This is a genomic window from Geodermatophilus sp. CPCC 205506 (assembly GCF_051383635.1).
In the GTDB taxonomy this organism is placed as follows: Bacteria; Actinomycetota; Actinomycetes; order Mycobacteriales; family Geodermatophilaceae; genus Geodermatophilus.
Map to the genome: position 1 here is coordinate 1 of NZ_JALPKP010000024.1, position 22,025 is coordinate 22,025.

General features: G+C 74.3%; 21 protein-coding genes and 1 pseudogene. 18 read left to right on the top strand and 4 right to left on the bottom strand.

Translation table 11 applies throughout. The features are described from left to right. Positions 1-448: pseudogene (locus tag MY520_RS14805) on the top strand (hypothetical protein); the annotation flags it as partial. Continuing rightward, positions 445-1,194, top strand: coding sequence for an HAD family hydrolase (locus MY520_RS14810; protein ID WP_436692986.1), 750 nt, complete (start codon positions 445-447; stop codon positions 1,192-1,194). The pseudogene MY520_RS14805 and the gene MY520_RS14810, both read left to right, overlap by 4 nt. Before the next feature lie 15 nt (positions 1,195-1,209). On the opposite strand, the gene MY520_RS14815 is transcribed toward MY520_RS14810, so the two are convergent. The 3 genes from MY520_RS14815 to MY520_RS14825 are packed head-to-tail and all read right to left on the bottom strand — an operon-like array spanning position 1,210 to position 4,256. Then, on the bottom strand, positions 1,210-2,409 hold the full coding sequence (locus MY520_RS14815; RefSeq protein ID WP_436692988.1) for an amidohydrolase family protein: 1,200 nt from the start codon (positions 2,407-2,409) through the stop codon (positions 1,210-1,212). 13 nt (positions 2,410-2,422) lie between these two features. Then, entirely contained in the window at positions 2,423-3,304 is an 882-nt protein-coding gene (locus MY520_RS14820; RefSeq protein ID WP_436692989.1) for a maleylpyruvate isomerase family mycothiol-dependent enzyme, read from the bottom strand. A 10-nt stretch (positions 3,305-3,314) separates the two neighbouring features. Then, positions 3,315-4,256, bottom strand: a complete 942-nt coding sequence (locus MY520_RS14825; protein ID WP_436692990.1) for a RecB family exonuclease — start codon at positions 4,254-4,256, stop codon at positions 3,315-3,317. Positions 4,257-4,338: 82 nt separating this feature from the next. Between MY520_RS14825 and MY520_RS14830 the strand changes: the two genes are divergently transcribed. The 9 genes from MY520_RS14830 to pafA all read left to right on the top strand — a co-directional run bounded on the left by MY520_RS14830 (position 4,339) and on the right by pafA (position 13,366). After that, positions 4,339-5,226, top strand: coding sequence for a tRNA (adenine-N1)-methyltransferase (locus MY520_RS14830; RefSeq protein WP_436692992.1), 888 nt, complete (start codon positions 4,339-4,341; stop codon positions 5,224-5,226). A 136-nt stretch (positions 5,227-5,362) separates the two neighbouring features. Next, a complete protein-coding gene (gene arc / locus MY520_RS14835) occupies positions 5,363-7,135 on the top strand; it encodes a proteasome ATPase (RefSeq protein ID WP_436692994.1) in 1,773 nt (590 codons plus the stop codon). A gap of 149 nt (positions 7,136-7,284) precedes the next feature. Then, positions 7,285-8,790: a depupylase/deamidase Dop gene (dop, locus tag MY520_RS14840; protein WP_436692996.1), complete on the top strand. Its 1,506-nt coding sequence runs from the start codon at positions 7,285-7,287 to the stop codon at positions 8,788-8,790. Positions 8,791-8,889: 99 nt separating this feature from the next. Next, positions 8,890-9,099: a ubiquitin-like protein Pup gene (locus MY520_RS14845; protein ID WP_436692998.1), complete on the top strand. Its 210-nt coding sequence runs from the start codon at positions 8,890-8,892 to the stop codon at positions 9,097-9,099. Between the two features lie 426 nt (positions 9,100-9,525). Continuing rightward, the gene (locus MY520_RS14850) at positions 9,526-9,894 is read left to right on the top strand and encodes an endonuclease VII domain-containing protein (RefSeq protein ID WP_436693000.1); all 369 of its coding nucleotides are present in this window, start codon (positions 9,526-9,528) and stop codon (positions 9,892-9,894) included. Continuing rightward, complete coding sequence (prcB, locus tag MY520_RS14855) at positions 9,891-10,733, top strand: proteasome subunit beta (RefSeq protein WP_436693001.1); 843 nt, start codon at positions 9,891-9,893, stop codon at positions 10,731-10,733. Before MY520_RS14850 ends, prcB begins: the two co-directional genes overlap by 4 nt. 4 nt (positions 10,734-10,737) lie before the next feature. Then, positions 10,738-11,604 (top strand): proteasome subunit alpha, encoded by an 867-nt coding sequence (gene prcA, locus MY520_RS14860; protein WP_436693003.1) that lies wholly within the window; start codon positions 10,738-10,740, stop codon positions 11,602-11,604. A 2-nt stretch (positions 11,605-11,606) separates the two neighbouring features. After that, positions 11,607-11,957, top strand: a complete 351-nt coding sequence (locus MY520_RS14865) for a hypothetical protein (protein WP_436693005.1) — start codon at positions 11,607-11,609, stop codon at positions 11,955-11,957. Between the two features lie 50 nt (positions 11,958-12,007). Then, the gene (gene pafA / locus MY520_RS14870; protein WP_436693007.1) at positions 12,008-13,366 is read left to right on the top strand and encodes a Pup--protein ligase; all 1,359 of its coding nucleotides are present in this window, start codon (positions 12,008-12,010) and stop codon (positions 13,364-13,366) included. Positions 13,367-13,388: 22 nt separating this feature from the next. Here pafA and MY520_RS14875 read toward each other — a convergent pair whose 3' ends face one another. Next, positions 13,389-14,498, bottom strand: a complete 1,110-nt coding sequence (locus MY520_RS14875) for a DUF3866 family protein (protein WP_436693009.1) — start codon at positions 14,496-14,498, stop codon at positions 13,389-13,391. A gap of 55 nt (positions 14,499-14,553) precedes the next feature. Here MY520_RS14875 and MY520_RS14880 point away from each other — a divergent pair, with 55 nt between their 5' ends. From MY520_RS14880 to MY520_RS14910, 7 genes are all read left to right on the top strand, one after another. Continuing rightward, complete coding sequence (locus MY520_RS14880; protein ID WP_436693011.1) at positions 14,554-15,522, top strand: helix-turn-helix transcriptional regulator; 969 nt, start codon at positions 14,554-14,556, stop codon at positions 15,520-15,522. Beyond that, a complete protein-coding gene (locus MY520_RS14885; protein WP_436693013.1) occupies positions 15,519-16,505 on the top strand; it encodes a helix-turn-helix transcriptional regulator in 987 nt (328 codons plus the stop codon). Before MY520_RS14880 ends, MY520_RS14885 begins: the two co-directional genes overlap by 4 nt. 10 nt (positions 16,506-16,515) lie before the next feature. After that, positions 16,516-16,710: a hypothetical protein gene (locus MY520_RS14890; RefSeq protein ID WP_436693015.1), complete on the top strand. Its 195-nt coding sequence runs from the start codon at positions 16,516-16,518 to the stop codon at positions 16,708-16,710. Positions 16,711-16,802: 92 nt separating this feature from the next. Beyond that, positions 16,803-17,114 carry a Sec-independent protein translocase subunit TatA gene (gene tatA, locus MY520_RS14895; RefSeq protein ID WP_436693016.1) on the top strand — a complete coding sequence of 104 codons (312 nt, stop codon included), beginning with the start codon at positions 16,803-16,805 and terminating at the stop codon, positions 17,112-17,114. A gap of 19 nt (positions 17,115-17,133) precedes the next feature. Continuing rightward, on the top strand, positions 17,134-18,087 hold the full coding sequence (gene tatC, locus MY520_RS14900) for a twin-arginine translocase subunit TatC (protein ID WP_436693018.1): 954 nt from the start codon (positions 17,134-17,136) through the stop codon (positions 18,085-18,087). 74 nt (positions 18,088-18,161) lie between these two features. Next, entirely contained in the window at positions 18,162-19,082 is a 921-nt protein-coding gene (locus MY520_RS14905; RefSeq protein WP_436693135.1) for a diacylglycerol kinase family protein, read from the top strand. 56 nt (positions 19,083-19,138) lie between these two features. Further along, complete coding sequence (locus MY520_RS14910; RefSeq protein ID WP_436693020.1) at positions 19,139-21,985, top strand: DEAD/DEAH box helicase; 2,847 nt, start codon at positions 19,139-19,141, stop codon at positions 21,983-21,985. The last annotated feature ends 40 nt before the right edge of the window (positions 21,986-22,025 follow it).

The following is a 22,025-nucleotide window of genomic DNA, read 5'->3' on the forward strand; positions in this document are numbered from 1 at the left end:
CGAGGCAGCGGAGGCCGCCGAGGAAGCCCCTGCGCCCGCCCGCGGCGAGGCCGCGGCCGCGCCCGCCGCCGCCGGGACCGCGGCCACCGCCAAGGCCAGGATCAGCAACAGCGCCGGGGCCGTCCGGCCGGCCGCCCAGGCCGCCGCCGACTCCGTCGTCTCCAACGTGCCCGGCGCCGCCGGCATCACCATCGGCGGCACCCGCGCCAGCGCAGCCGACCCCGGCGGGCACCCGTCCGGCCTCGCGCTGGACTACATGTGCACCCCCTCGCTCGGCGACGCGATCGCGCAGTACCACATCGCGCACTGGGACGAGCTGGGCGTGGAGTACATCATCTGGCAGCAGCGGATGCTCAGCTCGCCGGGTGGCTCCTGGAAGCCGATGGCGGACCGCGGCAGCGCGACCGCCAACCACTACGACCACGTCCACGTGAACTACCGCGGGTGAGCCCACGACCGACCCTGCGTCCGGAGGAGAGCACCGTTCAACCGCGCGATGACCTGCAGGCCGTGCTGTTCGACATGGACGGCACGCTGGTCGAGACCGAGCAGTACTGGGGCGAGGCGATGTTCGGCCTCGCCCGCCGCCTGGGCGGGCGCATGTCGGAGGAGGCCCGGCAGCGCACCGTCGGCACGAGCATGCGGGTGTCGATGGGCGTCCTGCACGCCGACCTGGGGGTGGTCCGCACCGAGGCGCAGCTGCAGTCCGACGCCCGCTGGGTGGAGGACCGGACCGCGGAGCTGCTGGCGGGGGAGATCCACTGGCGGCCGGGGGCGCGCGAGCTGATCGCCGAGGTGCGGCACGCCGCCGTCCCCACCGCGCTGGTCACCACGACCCCGCGGCGGCTGGCCGACATCGTGCTGGTCGCGATCGGGCGGGCGTTCCCCGACGTGCCCCCTTTCGACATCACCGTCTGCGGCGACGAGGTGCCGGCCCGCAAGCCGGACCCGGCGCCCTACCGCCAGGCGATGGCGGCGCTCGGCGTCGAACCGCACGGCTGCGTGGTGCTGGAGGACTCGGTCGCCGGCGTCACCGCCGGGCTGGCCGCGGGCGCCGCCGTGCTGGGCGTCCCCTCGCTGCAGCCCCTGGAGCCGGCCCCCGGGCTGGTGCTGCGGGACACCCTCGCCGGCGTGGGGCTGGCCGAGCTGCGCGACCTCCTGGCCGCGCGCGACAAGGTGGACGTCGGGGCCTAGCCGCCGCGCGGGGATCTAGTCGCCCCGCGGCACCTCGCGGCCGCGGGACACCACCAGCCGTGGCCGCTGGAGGCCGGTGACGTCGGCGGCCAGGTCGCCGGCCGCGACGAGCAGGTCGGCGTCCAGTCCCGCGGCGAGACGGCCGGTGCGGTCGGCGAGCCCGCAGGCGCGGGCCGCCGTGGCCGTGGCGGCCGTGAGCGCCGCGACGGGCGGGACCCCGCACTCGGCCACGAGGTCCGCGACCGCCATCGGGACCAGGCCGTGCCGCTTGGCGGGGCTGATCCCGGCGTCGGTGCCGGCCAGCAGGGTCACGCCGTGCGCGTGCAGCGCGGCCACGTTCGGCAGCTGGGCCTCGTAGGTCGCGCCCAGCGCCTCCATCCGCGCCTGCACGTGCGGCGGCGGCACCTGCCCGGGTGTGCGGCCGAGGGTCGGGCACACGTACGTGCCGGCCGCGGCGAGCCGCTCGGCCAGGTCCGGCGCGGTGCGGACGCCGTCGGGCGTGAGGCAGCTGCAGTGCTCGATGCCGTCGACCCCGGCGGCGGCGCTGCGCGCCACGGCCGGCAGGGCGTGCGCGTGCGCGGTGACCGGCAGCCCGTGCCGGTGCGTCTCCTCGACGACGGCCCGCAGCTCGTCGAGCCCGAACTGGCAGGCGAACAGATCGGTGCCGGGGGTCAGCAGGCCGCCGCTGGCCATGACCTTGACGACGTCGGCGCCGCGTTCCACCCGCTCGCGGACGGCGCGGCGCAGCGCCTCGACGCCTGCCGCCTCGCCGCCCATCGTCCAGCAGTGCCCGCCGGGGCTGGTGATCGGCGGCCCGGCGGCGACGACCGTGGGCCCCTGGCCGCCGCGGTGCCGGTCGACGACCGTCCAGCGGTGGTCGCCGAGATCGCGGACGGCCGTCACGCCGGCCTGCAGGTGCTGCTGCGCCGCCTGGGCGACCACTGCGTCCAGGTGCTCGGCGGGAAGCTCGGGGAGCTGGTCGAGCGCGTGCGGCCCGCTGTCGCCGCAGAGGTGGACGTGGCTGTCGATCAGCCCGGGGAGCAGCGTGGCGTCCGGGAACTCGGTCACCGCGCAGTCCGCGGGGGCGGGTGCGGCGGCGGGCTGCACCGCCGCGATCCGGCCGCCCTCGACGAGCACAAGCGCACCCTCGGGGAGGAAGCGCTCGCCGTCGAAGGCGTGGGGTGCCCGGTAGCCGTGCACGCGCCCTCCGCTCATCCGGCCAGTGCGTTCAGGTGAAGGCGACGCGGGCCAGCCAGAAGTCCAGGAGATCCCGGTCGCCGAGGACGTCGACGCGGGCATCGTCCACGGTGCGGCGCCCGTAGACCACCAGGAGCAGCTCGGTCAGCGGGCCCCGGACGGCGACCGCCGACTTCTCGTGCGCCCGCCGCCAGGTGAGCCGGTCGCCGGTGAGGTCGACGACCCACTCCGCTCCGGCCTCGGGCGGGGTGTCGGTGGCGTGCAGGTGCACGGTGCGGCCCGGGCCGAGCAGCGCCCGCCGCTCGGGGTGGACGTCGAACACCACCGGCAGCGACCCGAGCTCCATCCACTCGTCCAGCGCGTCGAGGGCGACCGCGGGCTCGAGGGTGAACACCGCGTCGGCGGCGAGGGTGGCGTCGGCGCGGTGGACGACCGTCTCGTGGGCGAACCGGCGCGCCCAGAAACGCGGGGTGCCGGGACCGAGCGGCGTCCAGACCGCGGCGTCGGGCCCGGCGTCGCGCAGGGCGGCGGCCAGTCGGTCGGCGCTCGCGGTGAGCTCGTCGGCCAGGACCGCGGCCGGGGGCTCGGCGTCCCGGACGACGTCGCGGAAGAAGTCGTCCGGCGGGGGCTGCGTCGCCCGGGTCTCGACGACGCCGGCGGCCCAGCGTTGACCGCCGGCCAGGTGCCGGACCAGCGCGCCGATGCTCCAGCCCGGGCAGGACGGCACCGGGGTGGCCGGGTCGGCGGCCAGCGTCTCCCGCAGCAGGCCGGACTGCCCGGGGATCTCGGCGCAGAGGCGCTCGAAGCTCAGGCCGGTGGCCCCCGTGCAGGGGCCCGCCGCGGCCCCGTCCAGAGGCTCACCGCGCGCCTGCGAGCGGTGAGGAGGACGGGGGCCTTCCACGGTAGGGGGCACGGGGTCTTTCTCAGTCGCGCTCGACGACCGGCAGCGTCGCCCAGCCGGCCGCGGCGGCGGCCTCGGCCGGGAACGGCGGGGGAGTGCCGCCGAACGACGGGCACAGCGCCTGGTGGTCGCACCAGTCGCACAGCCGGGTGCGGTTGGGCCGGAAGTCCCCGGTGGCCACGGCCCGCTCGATCGCCGTCCAGATGGCGTGCAGGGTGCGCTCGAAGCGGACCAGCTCGCCCTCGTCGGGGGCGTAGGTCAGCGCGTCCCCGTCGCCGAGGTACAGCAGCTTGAGCTGGCTGGCCACGACGCCGCGGGTGCGCCACAGCACGAGGGCGTAGAACTTCATCTGGAACAGGGCCTTGCCCTCGAACGCCTCGCGCGGCATCGACCCGGTCTTGTAGTCGACCACCCGCAACGCCCCGTTGGGCGCGACGTCCAGCCGGTCGACGTAGCCGCGCAGCAGCAGCCCGTCGGGCAGGGTGACCTCCACCAGCTGCTCCCGGCCGTCCGGCTCGATGCGCGACGGGTCCTCGAGGGAGAAGTAGGTCTCCACCAGCCGCCCGGCCGAGGCCAGCCACGCCTCCAGGGACTGCCCGGCGGGCTGGTCGTCGGCCGCGCCGCCCTCGGCGAACAGCTCGGCCACCTCCGGGTCCGCGCGCAGCTCGTCCCACGCCGGGGCGAGCAGCTGCTGCGCCGCCTGCAGCGTGCGCTCGCGGGCGGGCAGGTCGTAGAGCTTCTCGAGCACCGCGTGCACCAGCGTGCCCCGCACCGCCGCCGGGCTCTTGCGCTCGGGCAGCCGGTCGATGGTGCGGAACCGGTAGAGCAGGGGGCAGGTCTTGAAGTCCGCCGCCCGGCTCGGGGACAGCGACGGCCGGCGCGGTCTCGTCGCCTCGTCGGCGGGTGCGCCCGGGGAAGAGGCAGCCGCCTCGGCGGGCTGCCCGGTCTGCACCATCGTGGTCATGTCCCGAGGCTAGGTCGGGCCGCCGACAGTTCCGAGTGCGCACGCCGAGATGCCCGACGCCACTTACGTAGGCTGGCCGCCCGTGGACGCGCAGCAGCAGGCCCCCGAGACCGCCGACGAGCCGGAGACCACGGCCCCGACACCGGTGCCCGGGGCGTTCGTCGTCGGGGACCGGGTCCAGCTCACCGATCCGAAGGGCCGGCTGCACACCGTCGTCCTCGAGCCGGGCAAGCAGTTCCACACCCACCGCGGGGCGATCGCGCACGACGACCTCATCGGCGCCCCCGAGGGGTCCGTCGTCCACTCGACGGCGAACACCGGCTACCTGGCCTTCCGGCCGCTGCTGGCCGACTTCGTGCTGTCCATGCCGCGCGGCGCCCAGGTGATCTACCCCAAGGACGCCGCCCAGATCGTCGGCTCGGGCGACATCGGGCCGGGCATGCGAGTCCTGGAGGCCGGCGCCGGCTCGGGGGCCCTGACCTGCTCGCTGCTGCGCGCGGTGGGGGAGCGGGGGAGCGTCACCAGCTACGAGCGGCGGGAGGACTTCGCCGACGTCGCCCGGGCCAACGTGGGCGCCTTCTTCGGCGAGGTGCCGGCCACCTGGTCCCTGCGGCTCGGGGACCTCGCCGAGCACCCGGCCGCGGAGACGGTGGACCGGGTCGTCCTCGACATGCTGGAGCCCTGGGCCGTGCTGCCCACGGTCGCCGCCGCGCTGCGCCCCGGAGGGGTGCTCGTCGGCTACGTCGCCACGGTGACCCAGCTGTCCACCTACGTCGAGGCGCTCCGGGCCCAGGGCGTGTGGACCGAGCCGTACGCGTGGGAGTCGCTGGTGCGGCCCTGGCACGCGGTGGGCCTGGCCGTGCGGCCGGAGCACCGGATGGTCGCCCACACCGCGTTCCTGGTGAGCGCGCGCCGGCTGGCCGAGGGCGTCGTCGCCCCGCTGCGGCAGCGCCGGGCGCAGAAGAGCTGAGGCCGGGACGCGTGGGACGGCCCGCAACACAGTCGTAGCCGGGTCGTGACCGGCTGCTGTGCGCGCCCCCGGCACCCTGTCGGCGGGCGTGTATAGATTGGCGTCCTGGCTCTCCCGATCTATGCGGAGGTGCGCGATGGGCCTGGGTCCCGACGAGTTCCGAGCGCGGCGCGAGCGTGACGTCGCGGCGCTGCTCAGCCAGATCTCCTACCTGGAGGAGGAGATCGGCCTCCTGCGTCGCAAGGTGGCCGAGAGCCCCCGCCAGGTGCGGGCGCTGGAGGAGCGGATCGCCGAGGCGGAGGGCCGCGCGGCGTTCCTCTCCGAGCGCAACGACAAGCTGACCAGCACGCTGCGCGACGCACGCGAGCAGCTGGTGACGCTGAAGGAGGAGGTCGACCGGCTCGGCCAGCCGCCGTCGGGCTACGGGGTCTACCTCGCCCGGCACGAGGACGGCACCGTCGACGTCTTCACCGGCGGCCGGAAGCTGCGGGTGTCGGTCTCCCCGGCGGTCGAGGTCGACGACCTGCGGCACGGCCAGGAGGTCATGCTCAACGAGGCGATGAACGTCGTCGAGGCGTGCGGCTTCGAGCGCGCCGGCGACGTCGTCATGCTCAAGGAGCTGCTCGAGCCGGTGGACGGCGTCACGCCGCGGGCGCTGGTCATCGGGCACACCGACGAGGAGCGGGTGGTCTACCTGGCCGACTCGCTGGCCGACCAGCCGCTGCGCAGCGGGGACTCGCTGCTGCTGGAGACCCGCTCCGGCTACGTCTACGAGCGGATCCCCAAGAGCGAGGTCGAGGAGCTGGTCCTCGAAGAGGTGCCGGACATCGACTACTCCGACATCGGCGGCCTGGCCCGGCAGATCGAGCAGATCCGCGACGCGGTGGAGCTGCCGTTCCTGCACGCCGACCTGTTCCGCGAGTTCGAGCTGCGCCCGCCCAAGGGCATCCTGCTCTACGGCCCGCCCGGCTGCGGCAAGACGCTGATCGCCAAGGCGGTCGCCAACTCGCTGGCCAAGAAGGTCTCGGCCGTGAAGGGGGAGGGCCAGGCGAAGTCCTACTTCCTCAACATCAAGGGCCCCGAGCTGCTCAACAAGTACGTCGGGGAGACCGAGCGGCACATCCGGCTGGTGTTCCAGCGGGCCCGGGAGAAGGCCGGCGAGGGGACGCCGGTCATCGTCTTCTTCGACGAGATGGACTCGATCTTCCGCACCCGCGGATCAGGCGTGTCCTCCGACGTGGAGAGCACGATCGTGCCGCAGCTGCTCAGCGAGATCGACGGCGTCGAGGGCCTGGAGAACGTCATCGTCATCGGCGCCTCCAACCGCGAGGACATGATCGACCCGGCGATCCTCCGGCCCGGCCGGCTGGACGTGAAGATCAAGATCGAACGGCCGGACGCGGAGGCCGCCCGCGACATCTTCAGCAAGTACCTGACCACGTCGCTGCCGCTGCACCCCGACGACCTCGCCGAGCACGGCAACAGCCGCGAGGCCACGATCGCCGGGATGATCCAGCGCACCGTCGAGCGGATGTACACCGAGAGCGAGGAGAACCGCTTCCTCGAGGTGACCTACGCCAACGGCGACAAGGAGGTCCTGTACTTCAAGGACTTCAACTCCGGGGCGATGCTGCAGAACATCGTCGACCGCGCCAAGAAGATGGCGATCAAGGAGCGGTTGGACGCCGGCCCGGGCGGCGGCCTGCGGGTCGGCCACCTGATGGCGGCGTGCCTCGACGAGTTCAAGGAGAACGAGGACCTGCCCAACACCACCAACCCCGACGACTGGGCGCGGATCTCGGGGAAGAAGGGCGAGCGGATCGTCTACATCCGCACGCTCATCAGCGGCAAGGGCACCGAGTCCGGCCGCGCCATCGACACCGCGACCAACACCGGCCAGTACCTATGACCACCGCGGCCCCGACGGCCCGGTCCCCGCACGCCGCGGGGGCCGGGCCGTCGCCGTCGGCGGAGGCCCGGCGGCCGTCGCCCGACGCCGGGGCTCAGGGCCGGGCGGCGGTGCCCGACGGGGTCGGGGGCGCGGCCTAGGGTTGGTGCATGAGCGCGCGGCGGGTCATGGGCACCGAGATCGAGTACGGCATCTCGGTGCCCGGGCAGCCGTCGGCGAACCCGACCACCCTGTCCAGCCAGGTGGTGAACGCCTGGGCGGTGGCCGAGGCGCCGAGCCCGCGCCGGCCGCGGTGGGACTTCGAGGAGGAGTCCCCGCTGCGTGACGCCCGCGGCTTCGACCTCTCCCCGGCGCAGGCCCTCGACCACACCGACCTGGACGAGGACTCGGGGATGGCCAACGTCATCCTCACCAACGGGGCGCGGCTCTACGTCGACCACGCGCACCCGGAGTACTCGACGCCGGAGGTCACCAACCCGCGCGACGTCGTCCTGTGGGACAAGGCCGGGGAGCACGTGATGGCCGAGGCGGCCCGGCGGGCCGCCCGCATCCCCGGCACCGCGCCGATCCAGCTCTACAAGAACAACACCGACGGCAAGGGCGCCTCCTACGGGGCGCACGAGAACTACCTCATGGACCGGCGGACGCCGTTCCTCGACATCATCCGCGGGCTGATCCCCTTCTTCGTGACCCGGCAGGTGGTCGCCGGCTCCGGCCGGGTGGGGATCGGCACCGAGGGTCGCACCCAGGGCTTCCAGCTCTCCCAGCGGGCGGACTTCTTCGAGGTCGAGGTCGGCCTGGAGACGACGCTCAAGCGGCCGATCATCAACACCCGCGACGAGCCGCACGCCGACGCCGACAAGTACCGCCGGCTGCACGTGATCATCGGCGACGCCAACCTGGCGGAGCTGTCCACCTACCTCAAGGTCGGGACGACGTCGCTGGTCCTGGCGATGATCGAGGCGCGGACGCTCACCCAGGACCTCAGCATCGAGGAGCCGGTGGAGGCGCTGCAGGCGATCAGCCACGACCCGTCGCTGTCGCACAAGGTCCGGCTGCGCGACGGCCGGCGGATGACGGCGCTGGAGGTCCAGGAGGTCTACCTGGAGATGGCGCAGCGGCACGTGGACCGCACCGGGGAGTCCGACGAGCAGACCGCCGACGTGCTGAGCCGGTGGGCCGAGGTCCTCGAGGACCTCCGGGTGGACCCGATGCGCTGCGCCGACCGGCTGGACTGGCCGGCGAAGCTGCGGCTGCTCGAGGGGTACCGGTCCCGCGACGGCCTGGGCTGGGGCGACTCCCGGCTGCACCTGGTCGACCTGCAGTACTCCGACGTCCGGCCGGAGAAGGGGCTCTACCACCGGCTGGTGGCGCGCGGCTCGATGCAGCGGCTGCTCGACGACGACGAGATCGCCCGGGCGGTCGTGCACCCGCCCACCGACACCCGTGCCTTCTTCCGCGGCGAGTGCCTGCGGCGCTACCCGGCCCAGGTCGCGGCCGCGTCGTGGGACTCGGTCGTGTTCGACCTCGGCCGGGAGAACCTGGTGCGGATCCCGACCATGGAGCCGCTGCGCGGCACCCGCGACCACGTCGGCGGGCTGTTCGAGTCGACGTCCTCGGCGCAGGAGTTGGTCGACACCATCACCGGCGGCTGATCCGGCACGTCCCCACCCCGCCGTCGGCCGACACCCGTTCGTCACCCCCCGCGGGTAGCTTTCCTCCCAGGCAGCAGCCACGACGTGAGGGAGACAGCCATGGCCACGAGGGACACGGGCGGTCAGCAGCGGACGACGCGCACCCGCGAGGAAACCGACGAGGTCGAGGCCTCGGTCGACACAGAGGTCGCCGAGCGGCACAAGGAGATGACCGAGGACGTCGACTCCATCCTCGACGAGATCGACGAGGTGCTCGAGGAGAACGCCGAGGAATTTGTTAGGTCATATGTACAAAAAGGGGGCCAGTGAACAAGATCGTCTCGTCGGATGACCTGGTTCAGTGGAGACGAAGTCCTGCCGGACTGCGGCACACACAAGCCGGTGTCGGAGTTCACCAAGAACAAGCGGTCGCGTGACGGTCTGGCGTTCTACTGCCGGCAGCACCTGGCTGAACGGTCGGCTCGGAGCCGGGAGGCCAGGTGGACAGGACCGCGTCGGTACAGGACCGCTCCGGCCGACCTGCTCGTCCCCGACGGGCACAAGTGGTGTCCCGACTGCGAGGAAATCCGTCCGCTGACGGAGTTCCCACGCTCTCGGGCCGCCGCACTCGGCCGCGGTGCCTACTGCCTGCCGTGTCACAACGCCCGCGGCAAGCAGAGCCGAGCTGCAGGGGGTGGCAGTCGGACGTGCCACCTCTCGCGTCGCGATGGGATCTCCGCGCAGGAAGCGGATCTCATGCTGCAGGACCAGGGTGGGGTCTGCGCCATCTGCCAGGTGGCGCCCGCGGTGCACGTGGACCACGACCACGCCACCGGAGCCGTCCGCGCGCTGCTCTGCTTCACCTGCAACGGCGGCCTGGGCCAGTTCCGCGACGACCCGTACCTGCTCCGGGTGGCGGCCTTCTACGTCGAGGGGTCCCAGCAGCGGCAGGCCCTGACGCTGCTGCAGGAGGCGGGAGGCGGTGCCCCGGCCGGGGCCAGCCGACCCGGGAGCCCGCCGGTAGGGTCGCAGCGACGCCCCGGACGACCACGAGCCACCCGGTCGACGGGGCGTCACAGGAGTGAGGAACGCCGACAGGGTGCGGCGGGAGAGGCGGATGGGTGATCGAGTCGTCAGCTGGTCGGAGCGGGTTCCCGCCCGCGTACCTGGACCGGGTGGGTGCCTCGTTCACCGACTTCCTCGCGGTCACCGCCCCCGATCTGCTGCCCGGCCGGCGCCCGATCCCGCAGCTGCCGGTCGGTGACCTCACCCCGCACGGCACCACGATCGTGGCCGTCACCTACGAGGGTGGCGTGCTCATGGGCGGCGACCGGCGCGCCACGATGGGCAACCTGATCTCCAGCCGGGACATCGAGAAGGTCTACCCGGCCGACGCCTGGTCGGTCATCGGCATCGCCGGCGCCGCGGGCATCGCCATCGAGATGGTCAAGCTCTACCAGGTCGAGCTCGAGCACTACGAGAAGATCGAGGGCCTCACGCTCTCCCTCGACGGGAAGGCCAACCGGCTGGCGCAGATGATCCGGGGCAACCTGGGCGCGGCGCTGCAGGGCCTGGCCGTCGTCCCGCTGTTCGCCGGCTTCGACCTCGACGCGGCCCCCGGCACGACCCCCGGCCGGATCTTCAGCTACGACGTCACCGGCGGGAACTACGAGGAGCGCGGGTACTCCGCGGTCGGCTCGGGTTCGCTGTTCGCCCGGAACTCGCTGAAGAAGACCTGGCGGCCGGGGCTGTCCGGCGAGACCGCCACCCGGACCATCGTCGAGGCGCTCTACGACGCCGCCGACGACGACTCCGCCACCGGCGGACCCGACCCGGTGCGCCGGCTGTACCCGATCGTCTACCGGGTGGACGCCGAGGGCGCGGTCCGGCTGACCGACGACGAGGTGTCCTCGGTCGCCGCCACCATCGTCGACGAGCGGTCCGCCGCGGACGGGCAGGGCTGACGCCATGACCATGCCGTACTACGCCTCGCCCGAGCAGCTCATGCGCGACCGCTCGGAGTACGCCCGCAAGGGCATCTCCCGCGGCCGCAGCGTCGCCGTCGTCACCTACGCCGACGGCGTGCTGTTCATCGCCGAGAACCCCAGCTCCACCCTGCACAAGGTGGGCGAGCTCTACGACCGCATCGGCTTCGCCGCCGTCGGCCGCTACAGCGAGTTCGAGAGCCTGCGCGTGGCCGGCGTCCGGCTGGCCGACGTCCGCGGGTACTCCTACAACCGCCGCGACGTCACCGGCCGGGTGATCGCCAACGCCTACGCCCAGACCCTCGGCGAGATCTTCACCCAGCAGATGAAGCCCTACGAGGTCGAGCTCTGCGTGGCCGAGGTGGGCGACGAGCCGGAGTCCGACCAGCTGTTCCGGCTCACCTTCGACGGCTCGGTCGTCGACGAGCCGGACTTCGTGGTCATGGGCGGCCAGGCCGAGGCCGTGAGCACGCACCTGCGGGAGCACTACCTGCCCGGCATGACCGTCGCCGAGGCGCTCAAGGTGGGCGTGCAGGCGCTGTCGGCGGTCAGCCCGGCCACCAGCGGCGCCAACGGCGGGAGCCCGTCGCTGCTGAGTGCCGAGCAGCTGGAGGTCGCCGTCCTCGACCGGCGGCGGCCGAAGCGGGCCTTCCGCCGGGTCGTCGGCGCCGCGCTGCACACCCTGCTCGACCGCGGGGACGCCGCGGGCGCCGAGGCCGTCGAGGAGCCGCACACCGCCGCCCACGCCCCCAGCACGCCGCAGCCGGGCACGCCCGCCGGCCTGGGCGAGCCGTCCGCCCCCGACTCCGGCGGCACCGCCGGGAGCGGGGGACAGGCCCCCACCACCTGACGGTGACCACCTACCGGGTCAACGACGCCGGCGTGCGGCAGGCACGCCGGCTCATCGACGCCGGAGACGTGGACGTCGACACCGAGTGGTCCGACGCCGCCCCGTCGGCCGCGCACGAGAACGACCTCATCGACGCCCACGGGTACGACGGTTACGGCGCCTGGCACCTGGCCGTCGACCCGGAGGCGTCGGAGGACACCAAGAAGCGCTACGCCTTCCCCTACGGCGACCTCAGGCGGGTCAACCGGGCCGCGCTGATCCACGCCAAGCAGCGCGCCGTCCAGAACGACCACCCCGAGGTCGCCGACGCCGCCGACGACCTCCTCCGCCGCCTGGACGACCGGCGCGGGTAGCCGCGCGCCGCAGGCGGGCCAGTGTCGGTGTCGGCGCCTAGAGTCGGATCGTGGAGCGACGGATCTTCGGGATCGAGACCGAGTACGGCGTCACGTGCACCTTCCGCGGTCAGCGCCGGCTGTCGCCGGACGAGGTGGCGCGCTACCTGTTCCGCCGGGTGGTCTCGTGGGGGCGCAGCTCGAACGTCTTCCTGCGCAACGGCTCCCGGCTCTACCTGGACGTCGGCAGCCACCCGGAGTACGCCACCGCCGAGTGCGACGACCTCACCGAGCTCGTCGTCCACGACAAGGCCGGCGAGCGGATCCTCGAGGGCCTGCTCGTCGACGCCGAGCAGCGGCTGGCCGAGGAGGGCGTCACCGGCGACATCTACCTGTTCAAGAACAACACCGACTCGGCCGGCAACAGCTACGGCTGCCACGAGAACTACCTGGTCGGCCGGCACGGGGAGTTCAGCCGGCTGGCCGACGTGCTGATCCCGTTCCTGGTCAGCCGGCAGATCGTCGTCGGCGCGGGCAAGGTGCTGCAGACCCCGCGCGGGGCGATCTACTGCGTCAGCCAGCGCGCCGAGCACATCTGGGAGGGCGTCTCGTCCGCCACCACCCGCTCCCGGCCGATCATCAACACCCGCGACGAGCCGCACGCCGACGCCGAGCGCTACCGGCGGCTGCACGTCATCGTCGGCGACTCCAACATGAACGAGACGACGACGCTGCTCAAGGTCGCCGTCACCGACCTGGTGCTGCGGATGATCGAGGCCGGCGTCCCGATCAAGGACATGACGCTGGAGAACCCGATCCGCGCCATCCGCGAGATCAGCCACGACATGACCGGACGGCGCAAGGTCCGGCTGGCCAACGGCCGGGAGATGTCGGCGCTGGAGATCCAGTCCGAGTACCACAGCCGCGCCGCGGAGTTCGTCGACCGCGAGGGCTTCGGGCCGGTGCACCGGCAGATGCTCGAGCTGTGGGGCCGGGTGCTCAAGGCGGTCGACTCCGGTGACCTGTCGCTGATCGACCGCGAGATCGACTGGGCCACCAAGTACACGATGATCGAGCGCTACCGGGCCAAGCGGGACCTGCCGCTGTCCTCGCCGCGGATCGCCCAGATGGACCTCGCCTACCACGACATCAGCCGCCGCCGCGGGCTGTACTACCTGCTCGAGCGCAACAACCAGGTCGACCGGGTGGCCCACGATCCGCGGGTGTTCGAGGCCAAGAACGTGCCCCCGCAGACCACCCGCGCCCGGCTGCGCGGCGAGTTCATCCGCAAGGCCCAGGAGAAGCGCCGCGACTTCACCGTCGACTGGGTGCACCTCAAGCTCAACGACCAGGCCCAGCGCACCGTGCTGTGCAAGGACCCGTTCAAGGCCGTCGACGAGCGGGTGGACAAGCTCATCGCGTCGATGTGAACGAGGATCCCTCCCGCGGGGCTCAGCCCTCCTCGGGCAGGGGCACCTGCAGGGCGGCGTAGCGGCCGGCGGCGGCCGCGGCGAGGAAGTACGCGCGCTCCTCGGGGAAGCCGCGGCCCATCGTCGACAGCGGCACGGGGGAGAGGCCGAGCGCCTCCTCCAGCCCGTCGACGTCCATCCACACGACCGGGTTGCGCGCGGGCTGACCGGCGAGGTCCTCCTCGACCTGACCGCCGAGCTCCGAGCCCAGCCCCCGCGGCGCCACCAGCGTCACGCCGGCCAGTGCCACCCGCCCGAACGCGGTCAGCGAGTGGTGGGAGACGCCGCGGTGCCGCGGGCGCGGATCGGCGTCGGAGATCCGCAGCGCGCCCACCGCCCGCCCGCCGAGCACGGCCACGGCGTTGCACGCCTCGCCGGCCGCCACCCCGGAGAAGCCCCACGGCGTCCCGGTGCCCAGGTTCCCCGGCCCCTGGGCCACGATCGCGACGTCCGCGCCGAGCACGTGCCGGGCGGCCAGCAGCCCGGTGTGCAGGGTGACCGCCTCGACGTCCCCACCGAAGGCCTGCCCGACGGTGACCACGCCGGCCAGCGACGGGGCCAGCGCCGACAGCGTCCGCGAGAACCCGGCGACCAGCGCGCCGCCGTCGGTCATGACGTAGGCGACCCTGAGGTCGGGGTCGGTGGCCAGCACGCCGATGAGGACCGCCGGCAGCGCCGAGTGCAGGTCCGCGATCACGACCGGCATGCCGCCGAGGTCCTCGGCGTCGGCGATGGTCCGGTGGTGCTCGGTCTCCTGCTCGTCGACGCCCTGCACGGTCACCTGCAGCGGGGTGTACCGCGCCTTCACCAGGTGCCCCGGACCGGCGGGGTCCGGCGGCAGCCGGTCGGGGACGGCGACGACCAGCGCGTACCCGCCGGTGCCCAGGCGCTGGGCCCAGGCGGTGGTGTTGAGCAGCACGTCGTCGCCCACCTCGGGCACGCCCACCAGGGACGGGTGCGCCAGCGCGCGCACCTCGCCGTCCTCGGGCACCTGCACGGTCAGTTCCTGGGCGTCCCGCCAGGCCCGGCCCAGCGCGGTCACCGTCCCGCGCCGCCACCGGATCCGCTGCACCGTCGTCGCTGCTTCCCCCACGACCGCAGGCTAGCCAGACCGCTCGGGAAGCGCGGCCCATGACTAGCCTGGGACCGTGGCGGCGAAGCGGGCGGAGCGACTGGTGAACCTGGTCATCGCCCTGCTCGGCACCCGGCAGTACGTCACCGCGGCCAAGATCCGGGCCACCGTGCCCGGGTACGAGCCCGACGACGGCAGCGCCCGCGCCGACGAGGCCTTCAAGCGGATGTTCGAGCGCGACAAGGCCGAGCTGCGCGAGATGGGCGTGCCGCTGGAGACCGGCCGCACCAGCGTCTTCGACACCGAGGACGGCTACCGGATCGCCCGCGCCGACTACGAGCTGCCCGAGATCACCCTGACCGGGGAGGAGGCCGCGGCGGTCGGGCTGGCGCTGCGGCTGTGGGAGTCCGCGCAGCTCTCCGGTGCCGCGCACAGCGCCCTGGTGAAGCTGAAGGCGGCCGGGGTGGACGTCGACACCGGCCGCACCATCCCGCTGCAGCCGCGGCTGGACTCCGACGAGCCGTCCTTCGAGCCGTGCTACGCCGCCGCCCGCGACCGCCGGCGGCTGGAGTTCGACTACCGCCGTCCCGACGAGGCCACCCCGGCCCGCCGCTCCGTCGAGCCGTGGGGCGTCGTGGCCTGGCACGGCCGCTGGTACCTGGTCGGCTTCGACCTCGACCGCACCGAGCGGCGCTCGTTCCGGCTCTCCCGGGTGGTCGGCACGCCCAAGGCGGTCGGCCCGCCGAACGCCTTCGAGCCGCCGGAGGACGTCGACCTCGCCGCGATGGTGGCCGGCCAGTTCGGGGGCGAGGAGCACCTGGTCGTCGTCCGCGCCCGGCCGGGCACGGCGATCGGGCTGCGCCGGCACGCCACCTCGCTGGGGCCCGCCGACGACGGCGACGACCGGCTGCAGCTGCGCACCACCGAGCCGTTCCGGCTGGCCGACCAGCTCGCCGCCTACGGTCCCGACGTCGTGGTGGAGGCGCCGGCCGAGGTCCGCGCGGCGGTCGTCGCACGGCTGACCCGGCTGGCGGCGATGGCATGACGACCGCGCCGGCCACCACCGAGCGGATGACCCGCCTGCTCTCGCTGGTCCCGTACCTGACCGCCCGCCCCGAGGGCGTGCCGCTGGCCGAGGCCGCCCGCGACTTCGGCGTCCCCGAGCGCCAGCTGCGCCGCGACCTGGAACTGCTCTGGATGTGCGGCCTGCCCGGCTACGGTCCCGGCGACCTCATCGACCTCGCGTTCGAGGGCGACCGGGTGCGGGTCACCTTCACCGCGGGCATGGTGCGGCCGCTGCGGCTGACCACCGACGAGGCGGTCGCGCTGGTCGTCGCGCTGCGCACGCTGCTGGAGCTGCCCGGGCTGGCCGAGCGGGAGGCGGTCAGCCGGGCGCTGGCCAAGGTGTCGGCCGCGGCCGGCCACGCCGCCGAGCGGGTCACGCCTGTGGCGCTGTCGGTCGACGCCCGCGAGCAGGCGCTGGCCGTGGTCCGGGAGGGGCTGGAGCGCAGGCGGGCGCTGCACCTGCACTACTACGTGCCCACCCGCGACGAGCGCACCGAGCGCACCGTGGACCCGATGCGGCTGCTGCTGGTCGACGGCCGGTCCTACCTGGAGGCCTGGTGCCGGCGCGCCGAGGGCGTCCGGCTGTTCCGGCTGGACCGCGTCGACGACGTCGTCGTCCTCGACGAGCCGGCCACGCCGCCGGCCGAGGCCCACGAGCGCGACGTGGACAACGGGCTGTACCAGCCGGAGGCCGGCTCGCCGGTGGTGCGGCTGCGGCTGGAGCGCGGCGCCCGCTGGGTGGCCGAGTACTACCCGGTCGAGGAGGTGCGCGAGGTCGACGACCCGGCCGGGGGGCTGGCGGTCGCGGTGCGCACCGCCGACGTCGCCTGGGCCCGGCGGCTGGTCGCCTCCCTGGGGGGCGCGGCCACCGTCGACGAGCCCGCCGACCTCGCCGCCGCCGTCGCCGCGGACGCCCGCGCCGCGCTGGAGCGCTACGGCGCCGGGGGCGGGGCCGGCGACTAGGGTCGGCGCCGTGCTGCTGCTCGTGGTGTGGATCGCCGTCGCCGTCCTCGCCGTCGTCGTCCTCGGCGCGCTGGGTCACGGCCTGTTCGGCGCGCTCACCCGGCTGCGCCGCGAGGTGGCGGCGCTGGAGCGCGAGGTGCGGCCGGTCCTGGCGCAGGTCCAGGCGACCGCGGCGCGGGCCGCGGATGCCCGCGAGTCACCCTGACTTCACCCTCCGACCCCCCCGGTTGCGGGGGAGGCAGTGACGCATCTGCCACGTAGCATCGTCCCTGTCACCTCGACCTGCTGGAGGACGTCATGGCCGGACTCGGCCCCCTGGAGATCGGCCTGATCCTGCTGGCCATCCTGCTGCTCTTCGGTTACAAGAAGCTGCCGGATGCTTCTCGTTCGCTCGGCCGCTCGCTGCGGATCTTCAAGGGCGAGATGAAGGGCATGAAGGACGACGACGTGCGCGCCAAGGACGCCGCCCGGACCACCCCCGTGCGCGGCGAGGTGCTGCCGCCGGCCGGTCCCGACGCCGCGGCCCTCGAGGCCGAGGCCAAGGCCGCCGAGGCGCGTGCCGCCGAGCTGCGGGCGCGCGCCGCCCAGCAGTCCGACAGCACCCGCTGACCGCAGAACCGGCACCACGATGAGCGACGACGGGCTGCGCCGGCCCCGCCTGCGGCGGCGCCGGCCGCCCCGGGACCCGGCAGCGACGATGACGCTCATCGCGCACCTCACCGAGCTGCGCAACCGCGTCGCCAAGTCGCTGTTGTTCCTCGTGCTGGGGACGGTCGTCGGGTTCCTCTGGTACGACCACGGGCTGCTGACCTTCCTCACCGAGCCGTACTGCGCGCTCCCCGGTGACCTGCGGCTGCAGCCGGACGGCGACTGCCGGCTGGTGGTGCTCGACGTCTTCGGCGGCGTGCTGCTCCGGCTGAAGATCGCCTTCATCGCCGGCGCGGTGATCTCCTCGCCGTTCTGGCTCTACCAGCTGTGGGCGTTCGTCACCCCGGGCCTCCGGCGCAACGAGAAGCGCTACACGGTCGGCTTCGTCGCCGCCTCGAGCACGCTGTTCGCGCTCGGCTCGCTGCTGGCCTACCTCACCCTGCGCAAGGGCCTGCAGCTGCTGCTCACCCTGGCCGGCGACGAGGTGGCCTTCCAGCTGACCGCGGAGCTGTACCTGGGCTTCGTGATCAGCCTGCTCGTGGCCTTCGGGCTCTCCTTCGAGCTGCCGCTGGTCGCGGTGGCGCTCAACCTGGTCGGCGTCCTGGAGTACCAGACGCTGAAGAGGTCCCGGCGCTGGATCTTCTTCCTCACCATCGTGTTCGCCGCCTTCGTGACGCCCACCCAGGACCCGTTCACGATGCTGGCCATGGCCGGCCCGATGGTGCTGCTGTTCGAGATCGCCATCCAGATCGCCCGGTTCGTCGACCGGCGGCGGGCCAAGCGGGCCGCGGCCGAGCACTTCCACGACCTGGACGACGACGACGCCTCCCCGCTGGACGCCGCCCCGTCGCAGCTGGACGCCGCACCCACCCCGTTCGACGACCTGCGCCGCCAGGACTCGCCCGCCGACGACCCGGCCCACTCGCGCGGCTGAGAGCCCCCCTGCCCCCCGCCCCTCGCCGGCTCGCGGCGGGCCCCCGCAGGGGAACCGGCCCGGAGGTCGCCGTCCTGGTCAGCCCGGTCGCCGGGCGGGGCCGGGCCCGGGCGGCGGTCGGGGCCGCGCTGGACGCGCTGACCGCCGCGGGGCTGGCTCCGCAGCTGCTGCCCGCCACCACCCGTGCCGACGCCGAGCGGCAGGCGGCCGCGGCCGTGGCGGCCGGAACCGGCGCGGTCGTCGCGATCGGCGGGGACGGCACCGCGCACGCCGCGGTGCAGGCGGTCGCGGGCACCGGCGTCCCGCTGGCCCTCGTCCCGGCCGGCACCGGCAACGACCTGGCCCTCGCCCTGGGGACGCCGGTCGACCCGGCCGCCGCCGCCCGGGCCGCCGCGGCCGACCTGACCGAAGGGCGGGTCACCGCCCTGGACGCGGGCCGCACCGGCGACCGCTGGTGGGCCACCGTGCTGTGCTGCGGCTTCGACTCGGCGGTGACCGACCGGGCCAACCGGCTGCGCTGGCCGCGCGGACCCCGCCGCTACGACGTGGCGATCCTCGCCGAGCTGGCCCGGCTGCGGCCCCGGGAGGTCGTGCTCGGCCTCGACGGGACGACCCGCACCGTGCCGGTCACGCTCGTCGCCGTCGGCAACACCGCCTGGTACGGCGGCGGCATGCGGATCTGCCCGGGCGCCGACCCCGCCGACGGGCGGTTCGACGTCACCGTCGTCGGGCCGGTCAGCCGGCGCGAGCTGGTGCGCACCCGGCCGCGGCTGACCGCCGGCACGCACGTCGAGCACCCCGCGGTGTCCGTGCACCGCGCCACCCGGGTGGAGCTGGCCGCCGACGGGCTGAGCACGTACGCCGACGGCGAGCCGGTCGCCCCGCTGCCGGCGGTGAGCGCCTGCGTCCCCGGCGCGCTGGCGGTGGTGGGCGCCGGCCGCGGGGACAGGACCACCCTTTCCCCCACGCCTCGCCGCCTCGGCGAGGCACCCTGACGGGTGGCCGCGAGCCTGCGAGTGGTGGGGGGCCGGAAGGTCCTTACTGTGGAGCCATGTCCAGCCCCGCTGAGCGGTACGCGGCTGCCCGGCGGCGCAGTGCCCACCCCACCCTGGCCGACTTCACCGCCGGCCTGTCCTTCGCCCTCGACCCGTTCCAGCTCGAGGCCTGCGAGGCGCTCGAGGAGGGGTCCGGCGTCCTCGTCTGCGCGCCCACCGGCGCGGGCAAGACCGTCGTCGGCGAGTTCGCCGTGCACCGCGCGCTGGCCGAGGGGCGCAAGGCGTTCTACACGACGCCGATCAAGGCACTGTCCAACCAGAAGTACGCCGACCTCGTCGAGCGGTACGGCGAGGCCCGGGTCGGCCTGCTCACCGGCGACAACGCGGTCAACGGCGACGCGCCCGTGGTGGTGATGACCACCGAGGTGCTGCGCAACATGCTCTACGCCGAGTCGCCGGCCATCGACGGCCTGGGCTACGTCGTCATGGACGAGGTGCACTACCTGGCCGACCGCTTCCGCGGCGCGGTGTGGGAGGAGGTGATCATCCACCTCCCGCAGTCGGTGACCCTGGTGTCCCTGTCGGCGACGGTGAGCAACGCCGAGGAGTTCGCCGACTGGCTGGTCACCGTCCGCGGCCACACCGCGGTCGTGGTCAGCGAGGTCCGGCCGATCCCGCTGTGGCAGCACATGCTGGTCGGCAACCGGGTCTTCGACCTGTTCAGCCTGCGCCCGGCGGCGCACGCCGCCGAGCTGGGGGACACCCCGCGCGGGCAGTCCACCCGCGACCGCGGCGCCAGCGTCGTCGACCCGGAGCTGGTGCGCCACGTGCGCGAGTACGAGCGCCGGATCGACACCTGGGGCGGCGGCAACGGGGGCTCGCGCCGCGACCGCGACTGGCACAAGCCCCGCTACCGCCCGCCGGCCCGCCCCGAGGTGGTCGAGCGGCTGGACCGCGCCGGGCTGCTGCCGGCGATCACCTTCGTGTTCAGCCGCAACGGCTGCGACGCCGCCGTCGACCAGTGCCTGCGGGCCGGGCTGCGGCTCACCGACGAGTCGGAGCGCGCCGAGATCGCGCGGATCATCGACGAGCGGACCGGCTCGCTGCCGGAGGAGGACCTGCACGTCCTCGGCTTCTGGGAGTGGCGCGAGGGCCTGCTGGCCGGGCTCGCCGCCCACCACGCCGGGCTGGTGCCGGCGTTCAAGGAGACCGTCGAGGAGTGCTTCGTCCGCGGGCTGGTGAAGGCGGTGTTCGCCACCGAGACCCTCGCCCTGGGCATCAACATGCCGGCGCGCACCGTGGTCCTCGAGCGGCTGGTCAAGTGGAACGGCGAGGCGCACGTCGACGTCACGCCGGGGGAGTACACGCAGCTCACCGGCCGGGCCGGCCGCCGCGGGATCGACGTCGAGGGGCACGCCGTCGTCGTCTGGGCGCCGGGCATGGACCCCTCCGTCGTGGCCGGCCTGGCCAGCACCCGCACCTATCCGCTGCGGTCGTCGTTCCGGCCCAGCTACAACATGGCGGTCAACCTGGTCGGCTCGTTCGGCCGGGCCCGCGCCCGCGAGCTGCTGGCCTCCTCCTTCGCCCAGTTCCAGGCCGACCGGTCAGTGGTCGGTCTGGCCCGCGCCGCCGCCCGGCACGAGAAGGACGCCGAGCGCTGGGCCGCCGAGATGCACTCCGACCGCGGCGACGTCGGCGACTACGCGACGCTGCGGCAGCAGATCGCCGACCGGGAGCGGGAGCTCTCCCGCGACTCCCAGGCCAAGCGGCGGATGGAGGCCTCCGACGCGCTCGCCGCGCTGCGGCCGGGGGACGTCATCCGGGTGCCCTCGGGACGGCGGCAGGGGCTGGCCGTCGTCCTCGACCCCGGGGTCACCGACCTCGCCGAGCCGCGGCCGCTGGTGCTCACCGAGGACAAGTGGGCCGGCCGGCTGGGCGCCGTCGACTTCCCGACGCCGGTCACCGCCCTCGCGCGGGTCCGGGTGCCGAAGAACTTCAACCACCGCAGCCCGCACGCCCGCCGGGACCTGGCCGCCACGCTGCGCAACGCCCGCGTGGAGAACGAGCTCGGCGCGCGCCGGGTGAAGCACCGCTCGGCCGCCGCCGACGACCCGGTGCTGCACGACCTACGGCGGGCGCTCAAGGCGCACCCGGTGCACGGCCTGCCCGACCGCGAGGAGCGGGTCCGCGCCGCCGAGCGGTGGCTGCGGGCCCTGCGGGAGGCCGAGGCCACGCACCGGAGGATGGCCGAGCGCACCGGCTCGCTGACCCGCCAGTTCGACCGGACCTGCGACGTCCTGGAGGAGCTGGGCTACCTGGTGCCCGAGCTGGCGCCGCTGGTCCCGGCCGACACCGAGGCGGTGCCGGTGACCGACGACGTCCCGGTGGTCACCGACGACGGACGCCGGCTGGCCCGCATCTGGTCGGAGGCCGACCTGCTGGTCGCCGAGTGCCTGCGCGCGGGCGTGTGGCGCCGGCTCACTCCCGCCGAGCTGGCCGCGGTGGTCTCGACGGTGGTGTTCGAGGCCCGCCGGGACACCCCCGGTCAGGCCGCGGTGCCGGCCGGCGCGGTGGCCGCCGCGATCGCTCAGATGCGCGGGATCCGCGCCCGCCTGCAGGACGTCGAGCTCGACCACGGCGTGCCGGCCACCCGCGACCTCGACCTGGGCTTCGCCTGGGCCGCCTACCGCTGGGCCGACGGCCAGAGCCTGGACCGCGTCCTCGCCGGTGCCGAGCAGGCCGGCACCGAGCTGTCGGGCGGGGACTTCGTGCGCTGGGCCCGCCAGCTCATCGACCTGCTCGACCAGCTGGCCAAGGGCGCCGACGAACCCGTCGCGGCGACCGCCCGCAAGGCGGTGGACCGGGTGCGGCGCGGCGTGGTGGCGGTCGCGGTGGGCGGCTGAGCTGCGGTTCGGCGCGCCGTCCGGACGCCCCGGGTGGTGC

Bases quoted from the DNA above. Each gene is read 5' to 3' on its own strand.
- prcA (WP_436693003.1), top strand. From the start codon at position 10,738: ATGACCATGCCGTACTACGCCTCGCCCGAGCAGCTCATGCGCGACCGC.
- MY520_RS14845 (WP_436692998.1), top strand. From the start codon at position 8,890: ATGGCCACGAGGGACACGGGCGGTCAGCAGCGGACGACGCGCACCCGC.
- tatC (WP_436693018.1), top strand. From the start codon at position 17,134: ATGAGCGACGACGGGCTGCGCCGGCCCCGCCTGCGGCGGCGCCGGCCG.
- MY520_RS14910 (WP_436693020.1), top strand. From the start codon at position 19,139: ATGTCCAGCCCCGCTGAGCGGTACGCGGCTGCCCGGCGGCGCAGTGCC.
- tatA (WP_436693016.1), top strand. From the start codon at position 16,803: ATGGCCGGACTCGGCCCCCTGGAGATCGGCCTGATCCTGCTGGCCATC.
- MY520_RS14885 (WP_436693013.1), top strand. From the start codon at position 15,519: ATGACGACCGCGCCGGCCACCACCGAGCGGATGACCCGCCTGCTCTCG.
- MY520_RS14815 (WP_436692988.1), bottom strand. From the start codon at position 2,409: ATGAGCGGAGGGCGCGTGCACGGCTACCGGGCACCCCACGCCTTCGAC.
- dop (WP_436692996.1), top strand. From the start codon at position 7,285: ATGAGCGCGCGGCGGGTCATGGGCACCGAGATCGAGTACGGCATCTCG.
- arc (WP_436692994.1), top strand. From the start codon at position 5,363: ATGGGCCTGGGTCCCGACGAGTTCCGAGCGCGGCGCGAGCGTGACGTC.
- MY520_RS14850 (WP_436693000.1), top strand. From the start codon at position 9,526: ATGCTGCAGGACCAGGGTGGGGTCTGCGCCATCTGCCAGGTGGCGCCC.
- MY520_RS14825 (WP_436692990.1), bottom strand. From the start codon at position 4,256: ATGACCACGATGGTGCAGACCGGGCAGCCCGCCGAGGCGGCTGCCTCT.